Raw genomic sequence first — 17973 nt, 5'->3', positions numbered from 1 at the left:
TTTAAAAAAGGACTTATGATGTTTTGTCTTCATAAGTCCTTTTTCCTTTTTTAATAATTGAAACCTGTTTTTATATTCTTTTTCACAAAACCTTTCTCAACAGTTTAAATCCATATTTTTAAATCATTTTTGACTGGATTAATTTTACAAAGGATTTATTTAAAACCTTCCAAAACCATTTGCTCTTTTCCGTGTTACACATAATAACCTACCCAGCAACTCGTTATGCAAAAATTACCTATTTTAATATTTTTTTATTATTTTGTGGTAAAAGTTACCAATTTTGTAAATCGAGACCAGACAAGTCTCATATCTTATAAATGAGTAAATTAATCCTAAACATTGTTGGATAATGCATCTGCAACGGGACTCTTTATCTACACCTTCCGCTCAAACGCAACGTTCGGGGTTAGAAGGATTGATTACAACTTCGGAAGATGGAACCATTTTACATCTTAACCCACGCGCATGTGAACTTTTAGCCTTAGACGATAGTGAGTCTAGGGGCAAAAAACTACATGAATTAATCACATTCTATTCATCTGAGGATGCATCTGCTCTCAGCGCGGAACGCTCCCCCTTCCAAATTGCACTTAACAACAATCAAGTCCATCAGGAAACAATCCTGGGAATCGCATCGGAAGACTCCTTTAGGTGGTTTGTATTTCATATTACTCCATTCACCGAAGAAAATAAGCCCCATCTGCTGCTGTCTTTTATCGATGTCTCCAAGCTTGTCAATCAGAATCAAGCATTAAAAGATAAACAACATCAGCTTCAATTACTGGTTGCCTCACTCAATGATCTTGTTTTTGAAGTCTCCGACATGGGGGTATTTAAAAATTATTGGACAAACGATCCGAGTCTGCTATTCTATCCACCGGAGGAATTTCTGAATAAAAGCCTGATCGAACTTTTCCCGGCAGATCTAGCCATACCGACAATTCAACTGATCCAAAACTCATTAAAGCTTGACCGCGAGTTTAAAATGGAGTTTCAGTCTCCTTCCGAACAGCATAAAGACAGATGGTATAGCTTACAGATAAAGCCCATTCACCGAACGCAAAACCGGGTCGCCTTGGTTGTCTCAGATATTACTAAACAGATTGAATCAACAGAAAAAATAAGATTTAACGAGCATAAATTCAATCAGGCATTCCATTTCTCGGGTTTGGGTATTGCATTGACAAACCTCGATGGCTATTGTATTGAATCTAACCATACATTGACAAAAATACTTGGCTATACGCAGGAAGAAATGTCAACAATGAAATTCTCTTACAACACACACCCAGATGATGTTGAACGTGATATTGAACTCCGTCGAAAGCTTATCCAGGGTGAAATCGATAGCTTCACCATACAGAAGCGTTACCGGCACAAACTAGGGCATTTTGTATGGTGTTCAGTCACGATTGCTGCAGTTTTTGACAACACCAATACGCCATTGTTTCTGATCGTTCAGGTCCAGGATATTTCCGAATCGAAGAAAAATATCGAGATATTAAAGCGACAGAAAATAGAATCAGATTTGGTTAAAATTGACCTTGAGACCAAAGTCAGACAATTGGAGGAATTTGCCAATATCCTTGCTCATAACCTAAAGGGTCCCTTGAGCAATATGCCAATGCTCATCGATGAACTCAAAATTTCGAAAGATGAAAAGGTCAAGGCTGATTTTTTAGATCTTTTAAAAATTAGCAGTGAACAACTCACCGAAACCTTACACGACTTGGCCGAGATCCTTGAATTACGTTCAAATAAATCGCTTGTATTCGAAAATTGCAATTTCAACGATGTATATCTGAAAGTAAAACAACAGTATATTGAAGAAATACAATTGAAGAATGCAACGATTTCAGTAGCATTCAATGTAAAACATATTCACTACCCCAAGATCTATCTAGAAAGCATTCTGAGCAATCTCATCAGCAATTCCCTCCGGTTTACAGCCCCTGGCAAAGCACCACATATTGAAGTCAGTACTTCCATGGTAGAGGATGGCACATTGCTAACCGTCAGGGACAATGGACTGGGCATCAATCTACCAAAATACAAATCCCAGCTTTTCATGTTCAAGAAAGTTTTCCATCGTGGCTTTGAGAGTAAGGGTATCGGATTATTTCTCACACGCTATCAGGTGGAGTCACTGGGGGGCAAAATAGATGTACAAAGTGAACCGAACGAAGGCAGTGTCTTTTCAGTCAAATTTTTAGAAAGAACGTAATGAATCAGGAAAATAAAAGAAAAATCATCCTCATAGACGACAATGCGATATTACGCACTATTTTTGGCTATATGCTTCAGGGATTTTCAGATTACCCCATTGAATTTCAACCTTTTAAAAATGCATTGGATGCATTGGATTTTTTAGACACACATGATATCAGTGCATCTTTGGGGCAACCCATATTATTTGTTGACATCAATATGCCTTTTATGACGGGTTGGGAATTGATGGACGTTTTAGAAGATAAAAGCGATTTCATTAATAAAACCAAGATTTTTATTATCAGCTCTTCCACGAGTAAAAGTGATCAGGAACAACTGGCAAATTATCCTTTTATAAGTGATTTTATCCTGAAGCCTTTTGGCAAGGAATTATTATATGAAATTCTGAGACAGAGCTGAAAAGGATTTCTATGCTCAATAGAAGAAGCCGTGGATTGCCTCCAGACGTTTAAAACAGAACGTTATTGACTTGCCCGAATATGCTATCAAACCGTTAATATGAGCAACTCATATTAGTTGAATAAAAAAATAGGAACATGTAAGATACAGGTTCCTATTTTTATTTACATTATTAGATCGCCTTACATTTTTCGGCAAGCCAATTCTTTTCCTCACTTGAAAGATGCGTTGATAACTGATCAAATACCCATTGATTGTAATTATTCAACCATGAAAGATGTCTTTTTTCCAAAAGGGATTTCTCAATCAAGTCTGTCGCAATATAACATATTGTCAATGTCTCAAAATCCAAGAAGTCGCCAAATTCCGAGGAACCCGCTTTACGAGTCAACACCAAATTCTCGATGCGGATACCATGCTTGCCAACACGGTATAGACCAGGTTCAATGGAGGTAATCATACCCGGTTCAACAGCAACATCTATCGCAGCAGCATTAAATGTCTGCGGTCCTTCATGTACATTTAAGAAAAATCCAACGCCATGGCCTGTACCGTGACCATAATTACGCAAAGTCTCCCACAATGGACGGCGGGTAATCGCATCGATTTGATACCCTCGGGTGCCTACAGGAAAAATTGCCTGCGAGCCCTCTATTGTGCCCTTCAGCACCAAGGTATAGTCCTCTTTTTCCTCCTGGGTAAGTCCGCCGAGCGAAACAACTCGTGTAATATCCGTTGTACCTGTTTTATATTGGCCACCAGAGTCCACTAACAACAAGCCCTTTGGACGTAAGGTATAATTGGATTTCTCATTCGCCGAATAATGTGGCAATGCACCATGGTCCAGGTAGCCTGCGATTGTTGTGAAAGAAACATCAACAAATCCCTCTTGGCTCTCACGAAATCCACGTAATTTATCTGCAATGGACAGTTCAGACAGCTCTTCGCTGGCAACGTTTTCTTCCAACCATTTAAAAAACTTGGTAAGTGCAACACCGTCTTTTACAAAAGTATGCCTGTTATTTTCAACTTCTACTTTATTCTTAATTGCTTTTAAAGTCGTAGAAGGATTTATTTTTTCGACTATTTTAACGCTTTCGGGAACGCTATCAAACATCGCAAAGCAGGTGCGTTTTGGGTCAATCAAGATAGCCTTTGCCTGCAATGTCTCGATTGTCTGATAGATATTGTCATATGCAGCGATTTCAACGCCATAGCTTCCTAATTCAGCAACGGTTTCGGCGCTCAATTTCGATGGTTCGATGTAAAGTGTCGCAGTATCAGCAGTGATCAATACAAACCCTAAAACAACTGGATTGCAAGGTACATCCTGACCACGGATATTAAGTAGCCAAGCAAGATCATCTAAAGAAGATATTAAATGTGCATCGGTCCGATTTTTCTTCATTTCAGCCCGTACAGCTTCAATCTTCGCCACGGTAGATTGTCCTGTTGTACTTTCCGGCAACAAGTAGGCCGGCGCTTTTGGCAACTCTGGTCTACCTGCCCATAAATCAGCTAGTAAATCAACATGACCATCCACCTGAATATCCAAGGGTTCCAAGACTCCTTTGACAGATTGAGCCACCAAGAGTGACGCCAGATTTCCGTCAAAAGCAACTTTCGCTCCTGCATTCAATTTCTCTCCTAACCAATCCGCATACTCCGCCGCTGCCTGGACTTTCAGTTTAACCAATTCAAAACCGGTTCCTTCCAATTGCTCCACTGCCTGGACAAAATAACGCGAATCTGTCCAAAGACCCGCAAAATCTTGTGTGATTGCCAAGGTACCTGCAGATCCTGTAAACCCTGATGCCCAAGCAATACATTTGTAACGTTCTGGTAAATATTCACTGATATGAGGATCTGATGATGGGATAATATATCCATCGATTCCTTGAATCTTCATAGCCTCACGAATAGCAGCTAATTTTTCGATATGCTTCATGTCGTCTATACAATTTTATGCAAGTTAGGATTTTTTAGGGTCGAATGCCTAACTTTAAGCCAAATAAAACAAACAAGTCAACGCGTATATGCATACATTAAAGTTGTACGCCCATCGCACCAAATGTAGAATATCAAATAACCGGACCGTATAAGGTCCGACGAAATTACATGTTAATGAAAAAATTTGCATTATATTCCATTGCACTATCGACCTATGCACTGACCGGCATGACAAGTTCTTTATTTGCACAGGATATCCGAGCCAAAATCCAAGACGCATTTAATCAGTTTCAAAATCAGGAAAACTTAAAAAACGGTATCAGTTCTTTAACGGTATTTGACGGAAAGACAGGACAGACTATCTATGCTGTCAATGAAAATATCGGGCTAGCCACAGCTTCCACCATGAAAGTGATTACCGCGGCGACAGCATTGGATTTTCTGGGCAAGAATTATCAATTTAAAACCACCTTATACTATACCGGTACCATAGATGAAACCGGTATCCTGAATGGCAACATCATTGTAACAGGGACTGGTGACCCTACATTGGGCAGCGACCGTTACCCAGAGACCAAAGCAGCTATCGTGCTGAACAAATGGATCACAGCTATTCAAAACGCTGGGATACGAAGTATCAATGGAGCAGTAATTGCTGATGACCGTCTTTACAACGGCAATCAGCTCCCCGGGGGATGGATCTGGACAGATATGGGTAATTATTACGGTGCTGGCATTTCATCACTCAACTGGCATGAAAATGCTTTTGGGATTGATTTTAGTCCGGCGGCCAAAGTGGGTGCAAAAGCTGAAATCGTCAATTACACGGTCCAAGCTCCCTATCTGCAGATTATCAACGAAACCACAACAGGTAGAGCAGGCAGTGGAGACAATGTCTATGCCTATGCAGCGCCTTATTCTACCAAGATATTTGTCCGCGGTACTTATGGGCAGGATTTAAAGAAAACCATCGAGCTCGCTTCCCCCGACCCCGCATATGATCTGGCTTTTCAACTGAATGAAGGTCTCAACAAACAGGGTATCCTTGCAATCCAACCACCCGCAACAGGAGCGAAGATGGATTCAATAGACGTATCCCAGAAACAAACACTGGATGTCCACCTGTCCCCTACCATGGATAAAATTGTCTATTGGTTTAACCAAAAAAGCATCAACCTCTATGGGGAAGCCCTATTAAAAGCTGTCGCCTATACCACTGCAGGAAAAACAGGAACGGATGATGGAGCCAATTACATACAGAAGTACTGGAACGCCAAATTAGGGATCAAGCCAAGCGAACTCAACAGTATGGACGGTTCGGGGCTTTCGCCGCAAAATAGGGTCACCACACTCGCCATGAACAAAATCATGCAGTACGCACAAAAGCAAAATTGGTATCCTGTATTCTACGAAAGTCTGCCGACCTACAACGACATGAAGATGAAGAGTGGAACAATCGGTGGCGTACTGGGGTATACCGGTGTTCACACCAATAAAAATGGGCAATCCTTTACCTATACGCTATTGGTCAATAATTATTCGGGATCAGGGTCCAATATGCGCAAGCAAATGTTTAAATTGCTTGACATTTTAAAATAACATATTATTGTCTATTTATAATAAGATATTGGCAAATATTTCCAAATATCAAAAAGAATGATAGATTTGTAGCCTTAAATTAATAAAATCGTAATGAGTAACACTAATCGTAAACAGGCAGCGTTAAATTACCACTCAATGGGTAGACCTGGAAAAATAGCTGTTGTTCCGACAAAACCAACAAATTCGCAAAGAGACTTATCATTAGCATATTCTCCTGGCGTAGCGGAGCCATGTTTGGCTATTGCCGAGAATAAAGAAGATGCTTATAAATATACCGCAAAAGGGAACCTTGTTGCTGTTATCAGTAACGGTACAGCTGTATTGGGCCTAGGTGATATCGGCGCTCAAGCAGGTAAACCTGTCATGGAAGGAAAAGGTTTATTGTTCAAAATTTTTGCTGACATCGATGTATTTGACATTGAAGTGGACACCAAAAATGTTGACGAGTTCGTGAAAATTGTAAAAGCATTGGAGCCAACTTTCGGAGGTATTAACCTGGAAGATATCAAAGCTCCTGAATGTTTTGAAATTGAGCGTCGCCTGAAAGAGGAAATGACGATTCCCGTTATGCACGATGATCAACACGGTACAGCAATCATTTCGGGTGCAGCCTTGATCAATGCCTGTGAAATTATCGGAAAAGATATCTCCAAAGTAAAAATCGTCGTTAATGGTGCCGGTGCTGCTGCGATGTCTTGTACAGCAATGTATATTTCTGTAGGCGCAAGCAAAGAAAACATTGTGATGCTAGACAGTAAAGGTGTTATCCGTACAGATAGAGAAAATCTGGATAGCATGAAAGCACAATACGCTACTGATCGCGATATCCATACCCTAGCAGATGCCGTAAAAGACTCTGATGTATTTATCGGGTTATCGGCTGCGGATGTCATGTCAGCAGAGATGTTGTTATCAATGGCTCCTAATCCAATTGTTTTGGCGATGGCCAATCCAAATCCGGAGATTGCTTACGATTTAGCGATGGCTACCCGTAGTGATATTATCATGGGTACTGGCCGTTCGGATTATCCAAATCAGGTAAACAACGTATTGGGTTTCCCTTACATTTTCCGTGGTGCTTTGGATGTTCGCGCAACAGCAATTAATGAGGAGATGAAAATTGCGGCAGTACGTGCGATTGCTGATCTCGCGAAACAACCAGTTCCGGAAGAAGTCAATCAAGCTTACAATACCAGCAACTTAAAATTCTCGGAAGAATATATCATTCCTAAACCTACCGATCCACGTTTGATCACAGAGGTTTCTATGGCTGTAGCAAAAGCAGCGATCGAATCTGGTGTAGCGAAAACAGCAATCGAAGATTGGGATAAATACCGCGATGCATTGCGTAAACGTCTAGGTAAAGATGATGCGATCATGCGCAATTTAACGATGGCAGCTAAAAGAGATCCAAAACGTGTTGTCTTTGCTGAAGCAGATAATTACAAAACATTACGTGCCGCTCAAATCGTAAAAGAAGAAGGCATTGCGCTTCCAATTCTCTTAGGTAAGAAAGAGAAAATCCAACGTCTGATCCAAGAATATGCTTTTGAATTAGATGGTGTAGAAATTATCGACCCAGTTGCTGAGGTTGATGGAGAAACAGAGCGTTCAAAAAAATTCATCGAGCACCTTTATAACAAAAGACAACGTAGAGGAATATCTCGTTACGATGCGCGCAAGCTGATGTTTGACCGCAACTATTTCGGTGCTTCTTTGGTTGAGTTTGGCGAAGCAGATACATTGATTTCTGGTATGACCAAAAATTATGCAAACACCATTCGTCCAGCATTGCACGTTATCGGTGCTAAGCCAGGCAGCCGTGTAGCAGGTATGTATATGATGTTAACCAAAAAAGGTCCTATTTTCATGGGTGATACCACCGTGAATGAGGATCCTACTGCGCAAGAGCTAGCTGATATCACCTTGCTTTTGGACAAAGCTGTTAAACGCATGAATATCCAACCGCGCATTGCATTATTGTCTTACTCTAATTTTGGCTCCAGTGAAGGAAAAACACCGACCAAAGTAAGAGCAGCAGCGCAGATTATTCACGACCAACATCCTGACATCATTGCTGATGGTGATCTACAAGCTAACTTCGCCTTAAACAGCGATATGTTGACTGACAATTTCCCATTCAGTTGTTTAAACGGGCAATCGGCAAATACGCTTGTTTTCCCTAACCTGGAATCAGGCAATATTGCCTATAAACTATTACAAGAAGTTGGTGAAGCGGAAGCTGTAGGTCCTATTCTTTTGGGTATGAACAAACCGATCCATGTACTACAATTGGATAGCTCTGTACGTGAAATCGTCAACATGGTGACTATTGCCGTAGTTGATGTTCAAGCTCATCTTAAAAATTTATAGAATCGCTTAAAATCTTCCTATATTCGTATTACTATGTACGAATATTTCAATGGAAAATTAGCATATAAAGCCCCCACTCATGTTATTATTGACGTGAGTGGGATTGGCTACTATGTTCACATCTCTCTTTATACCTTTTCCCAAATCAAGGATCAGGAAAACTGCAAATTATTTATTTCGCTGCAAGTCAGGGAGGATTCCCACACACTGTATGGCTTTGCCACGGAAGGCGAAAAGAAGCTGTTCGAGAATCTGATTTCGGTTTCAGGCATCGGCCCCAATACGGGTCGAATGATACTCTCATCCAATACACCTGATGAAATACAGTCTGCCATTGTCAATGGTCAGGTTGCCTTAATTCAGAAAATTAAAGGAATCGGCCCTAAAACAGCACAGCGTCTGATCCTGGAACTTCAGGATAAATTGAAAAAACAGGGTGTGGAAACACTCTCGACAACAATTCAATCGCAATCCGTACCAGACGAAGCTTTGTCTGCACTGGTTATGCTAGGTTTCAACAAAGTGGCAGCTGAAAAGGTATTGAACACCATTTTAAAAACAGAAAGCAACCTTTCTGTAGAGGATATGATCAAATTAGCACTAAAGAGGCTATAAAATGGGATATCATGTTTAGCCGATCCTCTGACGAACACTCTGTTGATCTGATTCATCGCTAGACACCCACAGAACAAAATATATAGCTCATACTATAAAAGGAACTTTCGGGTTCCTTTTTTATTTTCTCAACAGCAGTCTTAATTCGAATTCTGCATAGCGATACTCTGTTTCGAACAGCGAACATCTAGATAACAATTTACAAATTGAAAGTAAACTAACAGGGACTTTATAGGGACCTCATTCGGATAAACACGGATGAAGTCCGTTTTATATCCCTTTAAGACCAGTGTTAAAAGCCTAGAAAATATAGGGCAAACTCAAACTTGGCCTCTCCCTGACACGAACTTATTTGCTCCGATAATTAATTGATCTGTTTATATATATGTAAAACCCTGAGATGATAGCAATTAAAATAAAGTTTATCGCATAACAAGTACAGTTATGGATTTAATAATTATAGTACATCACTAGGAGATAACACAAACGATTGCCCTAACAAAAACAAACACATAATCAATTAGTTACAAAAGCACACAAGAACCTTCCTCCACGTTGCTACAGCCTATTTGTTACAATCTGGCGTTGCTAAAACGTATTTATTACCTTATTTTTAGCACTTCGTATTTCAGTTATAATCTCACACATGAAAAAACTATTTTCACTTGCGCTCGCTTTAAGTTTAGGAGCAGCAGTATTTGCGCAAGAAAAGAAAGACATCACGTTGAACATTGTTCCTCTACCGCAACACGTTCAGATCAAAAACGGGTCATTTAAAGTCAATACAAACACTAAAATTGCATTTGACAGCGATGAGGATAAAAAAGTTGCCACTTTATTCCAGGATTTTCTAAAAAGTAACTACAACCTCAATCTGTCTTTAGTTAAGTCACCGGGTAAGAATAGCATCTATTTTTCGTCAAAAAATGCAAAATCCGCAAACACGGAAGCATACGAACTTAACATTGCTTCGGATCAAATTACGGTCAGTGGAAAAGCATCAGGTCTGTTTTATGGTATGCAATCGCTGATCCAGTTACTACCTGTAGACAAAAAAGCAAGCATCGAAATTCCACAGGCATCCATTCAGGATGAGCCTCGTTTTGCCTACCGTGGGCTGCATCTGGATGTTTCCCGTCACTTTTTTTCCGTAGAATTTGTTAAGAAATACATTGACATTCTCGCTTCTTACAAATTGAATACTTTTCACTGGCACTTGACGGATGATCAAGGATGGCGCATTGAAATAAAATCACACCCGAAACTAACACAGATCGGTGGCTATCGCAATCAAACGCTTTTAGGTAACTATAAAACTGATGGTGACTATGATAACACGCCTTATGGTGGTTTCTACACCCAGGACCAGATCAAAGAAGTTGTGGCATACGCCAAAGCTAAGTATGTTACCATCATCCCTGAAATCGAGATGCCTGGCCATGCTTTGGCAGCTCTTTCAGCTTACCCAGAGCTAGGTTGTGGTGATAAACCGGGACCGTATACTGCAGCACAGACCTGGGGAGTATTTGATGATGTATTCTGTGCCGGAAAAGAAGAAACATTCAAGCTATTGGAGGATGTAATCGACGAGGTAATCCCATTATTCCCTAGCGAATATATTCATATCGGTGGCGATGAATGTCCTAAAACAAGATGGAAGACATGTCCGCATTGTCAAAAAAGAATCAAGGATAACAATCTTAAAGATGAGCATGAATTACAAAGCTATTTTATTCAACGTATGGAAAAATACATTAATAGCAAAGGTAAACGTATCATTGGATGGGATGAGATCTTAGAGGGCGGTTTAGCACCAAACGCGACTGTTATGAGCTGGAGAGGTGACCAAGGAGCTATCGATGCTGCAAACCAAGGCCATGACGTCATCATCACTGCAAATAGCTATGGTCTTTACTTTGATCACAAACAAGGAGCTGATCAAAATAGGGAGCCCTTGAGCATTGGAGGTCTTTCGACATTGGCTAAGGTATATTCTTCTGATCCTATGCCGAGCAAAATCTCTGAAAATAACAAGAAACATGTCTTGGGTGTTCAAGCAAATATCTGGACGGAATATATCGGTTCTTCCAATAAAGTAGAGTTTACAGTATTACCACGTGTATTGGCGCTGTCTGAGATTGCCTGGATGCAGCCGGAAAAGAAAAACTGGAAGAACTTCTCCGAGCAACGTGCGGCACGTCAACTGGCAAAGCTAGATCAGACAAATACATTCTACCGTGTACCCGAGGCTTATGGTATCTCTGACACAACGGTATACGCTTCAGAATATACCATCCGTGGTTTGAAACCATCTGTGGAAGGTGCCAAAATCTATTATACCCTAGATAACTATGACCCTTCGGAATTAGATCTAGAGTATACAGGTCCAGTTAAAGTGACTGTTCCAAATAGTAAAGAACGTGTATTCAAAGCAGTCGTTATTACTCCTTCTGGAAAAAGAAGCAATTACATCCGGGTAAACATTATCAATACAAAGAAATAAAATAATATACCCCATGCGAAAGCGCTAATATTCTGTTAACTTTGAGCAGATATTAGCGCTTTTTTTTGAACTGCCTGCTCTTTCGGGGGGCAGAAAGAACCTTCAGTTTATTTTCTTTGCTGTTGGTGCTTTTAAAAGCGTGACGGTCTTATTGAAAGTGTGTATTTCTACAAGAATTTAAAAAAAGAATTTTTATGGCTGAGGATCTACTAATTGCTAAGGGCAGCAAAGAGGAACAATATCAGAATTTACTTCCGCAGATAGGTGGGTTGTTACAGGGAGAAAATAATCAGGTTGCAAATCTTGCCAATATCGCGGCAGCGTTAAAGGAGCAGTTTAATTTCTTTTGGGTGGGGTTTTATCTTGTAGACAATGCTGAAGAGCTTGTGCTCGGTCCCTTCCAAGGTCCTGTCGCCTGTACGCGTATAAAAAAAGGACGGGGTGTATGCGGTGGAGCTTGGGCACAGGAAAAAACACTTATTGTACCCGATGTGGAGCTGTTCCCTGGACATATCGCCTGTAGCTCTCTTTCACGCTCTGAAATTGTATTGCCCGTATGTCGTGAGGGGGGAATTATTGGTGTTCTCGATGTGGACAGCAGTGAACTGGACAGCTTCGATGAAATTGACGAAAAATACCTTACCAAAATCTTGAAGTTATTGGACAATTAGTGTCTAGATAACGATAGAAATATATCTATCGTCCAGACATACAAATCAAAGGTCAGCGTTAGTCCCTGTTAAAAAAAACAATGTGATAAAGTCCTAACGTCTCAGAATTGGACACTATATCCTCATGTTTTATGGGAGCTTCAGTAGATTATTCTTCGAATATTTTACTGTTGAAATTCCCATATCTTGACTAATTTATCATCACTAACGCTAAAGAAATACCGACCATCGTCAGACCAGACACCTGCATTGACAGATAGATGATGACCATCTTGCATTTTGTCACGACTCATGTTCTTCAGTAGTGCAAAATCCGAGTTAGACCAAAACTTCACTGACTTATCCCGGCTTACCGTGGCGAATAATGGTTCAACTGGATGTGGATAGATTCCATATACAGTAAACAAGTGTGGGACAAACGAAAAGTTATTACTTAACTGACTGACTTCGGAAATAATGAGCTGAGCATCACGTCCACCGCTTAACAGTCTATTTTGAAGAAAAGCCAACGAAGTTGTGGGCATGCTATGGAGCTGCATACGCTCAATGACATGAAAGTCTTCACTATCCAGTAAATATACCCAACCATCTTTATCGCCCAATGCAATTCTATTTGAGTTTTCATCAACAGCAATAGTCCGAACTGTCGTTTGGGATAGCTGTAGTTCATAAATACTTTTATATGTTGCGAGGTCAATCACATAGAGTCGTCCTTCCTCCCCTACAGCCAGAAGCTCATTTTTTTGTTTGACAAACGCAAGAGCAAAGATGGCTTTTTTACCCAATTGTAAACTCGCGACAAGTTTTTGTTCTTGAACATCCACAAAAAGTAGTTTTCCCTCACGTAGTGCAATCGCTAAGATCGCTGTACCTGGGATCAGTTTTAAAGCATATACAGAGGAAGTCACGGCACAGAGGATACGCTTAAAGCTATTTTTTTCGATATCCCATTCAACCACGCCTTTGTCATTGCCACCTGTAAAGAATGTATTCGGATCGTATCCTTTTTCTACGCAAAAAATTGGATTTTGATGTCCGGGTAATGTCGCTCTTAATTTAATATCCATAATAATATCTTCAAGCTCTCCCGATGACATTCGGAGAGGTCATTCTTGATCAATCTTCTTCTAATTTACCGTCCACTTTTTATTGAATTGTTCTTTGCTTCGTTTCACTGACCCATAATAAAAGTGCAGAAAACAATAAAACCTTCATGCTTTCACACAAGCACCAACAGCTATGAAAATAGTCTGAAGGTTCTCTCTCGTCAATAAACCGAATGCAGTGAACTCATTGATACCTTATGAAAAAATATGGATCAATAAAAAACAGACAATTCAGAAAAAAGAAGTGCAGTATATCTACAAATATACTGCACTTCCAAGACTATTTTGTCATATTAGGTTAAAGCCTCGTTCCGATCCCTAGATCCAATCAAATTTATTCAAGCATATTCGGGATCGATAGCAGAAACTTTCTTTGAAAAACAGCGCTATTGATGTCTGCTTTCAAGATTTTTAGCGATTGTTTCCAACGAAAAGCCCTTTTCACGCAACAATACGATCAAATGGAACAATAGATCGGAAGTCTCATTGATAAAGTCGGTCTCGGTTTCAGTTAATGCCGCGATCACTGTTTCTACCGCTTCTTCTCCTACTTTTTGGGCGATCTTATTAATTCCTCTGGAGCGCAGACGATTGACATAGGATTCGTCGGAAGGATTTTCGTAACGATGATTTACAATACGTTCCAGCTCCAATATGAAATTTTGATTGAATTCCGTATTGAAACAACTCCGACTTCCTGTATGACAAGTAGGTCCCATCGGATCAGCCTTGATCAATACAGTATCATTATCGCAGTCGATATGAATGCTCTTTACATTTAAAAAGTTACCACTCTCCTCTCCTTTGGTCCAGAGACGATTTTTGCTACGTGAGAAAAAAGTCACGCGCTTTTCCGTCTGTGTCTTTTGCCAAGCCTCTTCGTTCATGTACCCCAGCATCAACACCTCTAGTGTTTGGGCATCCTGCACGATCACTGGAACAAGTCCGTCACTTTTTGCGAAATCTAACATTGTATTAGTATCTAGTATTTAGTATCTAGTATTGAGACTCTGGTAGCGCAAGCCGAAGGCTTACATACTATCTATTTTCTCCTCTTTTTATTCTTTATTCCTTAATCCGCGACTACCGCACAACAATATCATTATGGCGTAAGGTTTGTTTAAGATCTGGAATCAATATTTCCCCATAATGGAATACAGAAGCTGCTAAGGCAGCATCCACATTGGCCTGTTGAAAGACATCGACAAAATGTTGTTGATTTCCAGCGCCACCAGATGCGATTAAAGGGATATGAATGCGATCGTTTACAGCTTTTAAGAATCCATTATCAAACCCATTCTTCGTACCATCGTGATCCATTGATGTCAGCAGAATTTCCCCTGCGCCGCGTTCCTGCGCTTCCAGTATCCAGTCCAGGGTATTGATCTCCGTCTTGATACGTCCACCGCTCAAGTGGACAAAATCTTGCTCTTCGATTGATCTTGTATCCACTGCAACCACAACAAACTGGGCACCAAAAGCTGCAGCCATTTGATTGATCAGTTCGGGGTTACGTACAGCCGCAGAGTTGATGGATATCTTATCCGCACCGGCATTTAACAGGATGTCGGCATCTTTGATTTCATTGATACCACCTCCGATTGTAAAAGGAATATTCACCTGACGAGCTACTGCCTTGACAAGATCTATTGTTGTCTTGCGCCCTTCATGTGTAGCCGCGATATCTAAAAAAACAAGTTCATCCGCTCCTTGTTGGGAGTATTCGTAGGCTAGTTCAACAGGATCACCAGCGTCGCGCAAGTCTACAAAATTGACTCCTTTTACTGTACGTCCATCCTTAACATCCAAGCAAGGAATTATCCGTTTTGCCAGCATGTTAAAATCTGATTAATGATTTAAGGTTCCAATCTTTGACTTCATCGATGGAGATTCTATTCTCATAGATTGCTTTTCCTACAACCACTGATTCTACTCCACCCAGTTCCTGAAGTTTTTGAATATCATCCATCGAGCTGATACCACCAGAAGCAATCAGCTTAATGATTGGTGAATGGCTCAACAATTTTTGGTACAATTCTACACCTGCACCACCCAATTTACCATCTTTGCTAATATCGGTACATAGAAACCTAAAGAAACCCAAAACCAAGCATTTATCAATATACTCAATCAATTTAATCGGTGAACTCTCTAACCAACCTGAGTATTTGATCACTTCATCCAATACGTCAATTGCGATCACAATATGATCTGCATATTTCACTTTCCCCTCATTTAAAGTAGCTAGTTCCTCCAAAAAAGAAGGATTCGTAATCGCTTGTGTACCCACAATAACACGGTATACACCCGCATCCACCAATTCTTTTACTTTTTCAATGCTCCTTACCCCACCACCATATTGGATTTTCATATCTGTCTTCTGAATAATATCAAACAAATATGCTTGGTTACTAAAATCACCTTTGGCGCCATTAAGGTCTATGATATGAACCAATTCAGTACCATTCGCACGATAGTTTTCTATCTGTGCTTCCAAACTAATATCATAAGTCGTAACGTCGTTATAGTTACCCTCTCTTAAACGGACAACTTTTTTGTCCAAAACGTCTATTGCTGGAATGATATACATAATCGAATATTTTTAGTCTATTTGAATAGTTGAAAAATTGAGCAGCAACTGCTCACCTGCTTTTCCGGACTTCTCCGGGTGAAATTGTACACCAAAGAAATTATCTCTGGAAATGGCTGCTGAAAATGGTAATCCATAGTCGCATTTTGCGGCTGTAAACGCCGTATCATATTCAATATAATACGAATGCACAAAATAAAAATAAGTCTGATCTTCAATATTCGCAAATAAAGGATTATTTGCTTGTACCGAAACGCTATTCCAGCCCATATGAGGGACTTTGCCCGCTACTCCGGTATCAAAATGTAACGTTTTCAAAGGAAATAGCTCCAACATCCCGGCATCACCTTCTTCTGAATATTCAGTCAAAAGCTGCATGCCGACACAGATACCCAAAACAGGTTTACGCAGTTCTTTAATATAGGGTACTAATCCCGACTCACGCAATTTATTCATAGCTGCTCCCGCATGTCCTACTCCTGGAATGATAATACGATCGTAAAGATCGATTTCATCCGCAGTATTGATCATACCATAGGTCACTCCTACCCGATCAAGTGCAGCAGTCAGGGAAAAGATATTCCCAGCGCCATAGTTAATAATTCCTATCATTTTTTCAGTATTGAGTATGGAGTATTGAGTATGGAGACTTTAGTTACGCTAGCCGCTGGCTTACCTACTTCATCTTTTACTCTTTAGCCCAAACTTTTTTTATCTTCTTACCCTATAAGGGCAATATCTTAGTTTTAGACTTTATAGCCGAGCCACAAAGACACGTATAATGTAAAACTACAAAACACCTTTTGTACTTGGCAGTTGCATATGATCTGCATCCCGTCGTACCGCTTTCTTGATAGATTTAGCAAAAGCCTTAAAAATTGCCTCGATCTTATGATGTTCGTTATCCCCCTCGGCTTTGATATTTAAATTTGATTTGGAGGCATCAGAAAATGATTTAAAGAAATGGAAGAACATCTCCGTCGGCATGTCACCTATTTTCTCACGTTTAAATTCAGCATCCCAAACAATCCAATTGCGTCCACCAAAATCTAGCGCAACCTGTGCCAGGCAATCATCCATTGGTAAGGTGTAAGAGTAACGTTCAATACCACGCTTGTCTCCCAGTACCTTCAAAAATACCTCCCCTAAAGCAATCCCGGTATCCTCGATGGTATGATGCTCATCGATATGAAGATCGCCTTTGGCTTTGATCGTTAAGTCCAATGCACCATGTCGGGCTATTTGATCCAACATATGGTCAAAGAAGGGCAATCCTGTTTCGATTTCCGATTTACCGGAGCCATCCAAGTTCAATTGAATAAAAATATCCGTTTCGTTAGTTTTACGATGATGTTCGGCAGTACGTGTCCCCAATTTCAGAAATTCATAAACTGTTTTCCAGTCCATTGTTTCTAAAGCTACGACTGTAGGGTCAATGTCGACATTCTCCAATGCGCCCAATTGATCATTCGCCCGCAACCAGATAGCCTTCGCACCAAGATTTTGAGCAAGCTTAACATCATTTACGCGGTCACCAATAACAAACGACTGGCTTAAATCATATTTTGAAGCGTCAAAATATTCACCGAGCATGCCGATACCGGGTTTACGTGTATCTGCATTTTCGTGTGGGAAAGTCTTGTCAATATGTTCCTTGGCAAATACTACACCTTCTGCCGCAAACGTATCAATCACAAAATGATGGACAGGCCAGAAGTTTTCTTCCGGATGGGAAGATGTCCCTAGACCATCTTGGTTGGAAACCAAGATCAATTCAAAATCCAGTTCCTTCGCGATACGTGGCAGGTACTGTAAAGCACCCGGGAAGAATTTTAATTTTGCAAAAGAATCAATTTGCTCATCTTCTGGTTCCAAAATTAATGTTCCGTCACGGTCTATAAACAGTACACGTTTTAAGTTATCAGGCATAGT

The 17973-nt window shown here is 40.3% G+C and carries 14 protein-coding genes; 7 read left to right on the top strand and 7 right to left on the bottom strand.

Annotation, left to right across the window (positions count from 1 at the left end; translation table 11 throughout):
• Positions 1–352: 352 nt before the first annotated feature.
• Together M2408_RS20420 and M2408_RS20415 are read left to right on the top strand one after the other, a co-directional pair.
• Entirely contained in the window at positions 353–2227 is a 1875-nt protein-coding gene (locus M2408_RS20420) for a PAS domain S-box protein (protein WP_259186252.1), read from the top strand.
• Positions 2227–2631, top strand: a complete 405-nt coding sequence (locus M2408_RS20415; protein ID WP_259186251.1) for a response regulator — start codon at positions 2227–2229, stop codon at positions 2629–2631. The genes M2408_RS20420 and M2408_RS20415 overlap by 1 nt, the downstream gene beginning before the upstream one ends.
• Positions 2632–2803: 172 nt before the next feature.
• Here M2408_RS20415 and M2408_RS20410 read toward each other — a convergent pair whose 3' ends face one another.
• Positions 2804–4579, bottom strand: a complete 1776-nt coding sequence (locus M2408_RS20410) for an aminopeptidase P family protein (RefSeq protein WP_259186250.1) — start codon at positions 4577–4579, stop codon at positions 2804–2806.
• A 176-nt stretch (positions 4580–4755) separates the two neighbouring features.
• Between M2408_RS20410 and dacB the strand changes: the two genes are divergently transcribed.
• The 5 genes from dacB (at position 4756) to M2408_RS20385 (ending at position 12345) form a co-directional block, all read left to right on the top strand.
• Entirely contained in the window at positions 4756–6180 is a 1425-nt protein-coding gene (dacB, locus tag M2408_RS20405; RefSeq protein ID WP_259186249.1) for a D-alanyl-D-alanine carboxypeptidase/D-alanyl-D-alanine-endopeptidase, read from the top strand.
• 93 nt (positions 6181–6273) lie between these two features.
• Positions 6274–8556, top strand: a complete 2283-nt coding sequence (locus M2408_RS20400; protein WP_120261432.1) for an NADP-dependent malic enzyme — start codon at positions 6274–6276, stop codon at positions 8554–8556.
• Positions 8557–8589: 33 nt separating this feature from the next.
• Positions 8590–9171 (top strand): Holliday junction branch migration protein RuvA, encoded by a 582-nt coding sequence (gene ruvA, locus M2408_RS20395; RefSeq protein WP_259186247.1) that lies wholly within the window; start codon positions 8590–8592, stop codon positions 9169–9171.
• 646 nt (positions 9172–9817) lie between these two features.
• Complete coding sequence (locus M2408_RS20390) at positions 9818–11674, top strand: beta-N-acetylhexosaminidase (protein WP_259186245.1); 1857 nt, start codon at positions 9818–9820, stop codon at positions 11672–11674.
• Between the two features lie 194 nt (positions 11675–11868).
• Positions 11869–12345, top strand: a complete 477-nt coding sequence (locus M2408_RS20385) for a GAF domain-containing protein (protein ID WP_259186244.1) — start codon at positions 11869–11871, stop codon at positions 12343–12345.
• A gap of 164 nt (positions 12346–12509) precedes the next feature.
• Here M2408_RS20385 and M2408_RS20380 read toward each other — a convergent pair whose 3' ends face one another.
• From M2408_RS20380 to hisB, 6 genes are all read right to left on the bottom strand, one after another.
• Positions 12510–13412 (bottom strand): WD40 repeat domain-containing protein, encoded by a 903-nt coding sequence (locus tag M2408_RS20380; protein ID WP_259186243.1) that lies wholly within the window; start codon positions 13410–13412, stop codon positions 12510–12512.
• 425 nt (positions 13413–13837) lie between these two features.
• Positions 13838–14422 (bottom strand): bifunctional phosphoribosyl-AMP cyclohydrolase/phosphoribosyl-ATP diphosphatase HisIE, encoded by a 585-nt coding sequence (hisIE, locus tag M2408_RS20375; protein ID WP_259186241.1) that lies wholly within the window; start codon positions 14420–14422, stop codon positions 13838–13840.
• Between the two features lie 112 nt (positions 14423–14534).
• Positions 14535–15287, bottom strand: coding sequence for an imidazole glycerol phosphate synthase subunit HisF (gene hisF, locus M2408_RS20370; protein WP_259186239.1), 753 nt, complete (start codon positions 15285–15287; stop codon positions 14535–14537).
• Position 15288: 1 nt separating this feature from the next.
• On the bottom strand, positions 15289–16041 hold the full coding sequence (locus M2408_RS20365; protein WP_223583775.1) for a HisA/HisF-related TIM barrel protein: 753 nt from the start codon (positions 16039–16041) through the stop codon (positions 15289–15291).
• Positions 16042–16053: 12 nt separating this feature from the next.
• Positions 16054–16653: an imidazole glycerol phosphate synthase subunit HisH gene (gene hisH / locus M2408_RS20360; RefSeq protein WP_259186238.1), complete on the bottom strand. Its 600-nt coding sequence runs from the start codon at positions 16651–16653 to the stop codon at positions 16054–16056.
• A gap of 177 nt (positions 16654–16830) precedes the next feature.
• Positions 16831–17970, bottom strand: a complete 1140-nt coding sequence (gene hisB, locus M2408_RS20355; RefSeq protein WP_259186237.1) for a bifunctional histidinol-phosphatase/imidazoleglycerol-phosphate dehydratase HisB — start codon at positions 17968–17970, stop codon at positions 16831–16833.
• Positions 17971–17973 lie beyond the last annotated feature (3 nt).

It is taken from the genome of Sphingobacterium sp. BIGb0165 (genome assembly GCF_024810095.1).
GTDB lineage: Bacteria > Bacteroidota > Bacteroidia > Sphingobacteriales > Sphingobacteriaceae > Sphingobacterium > Sphingobacterium detergens.
This window is presented reverse-complemented; position numbering and strand designations above follow the sequence as displayed.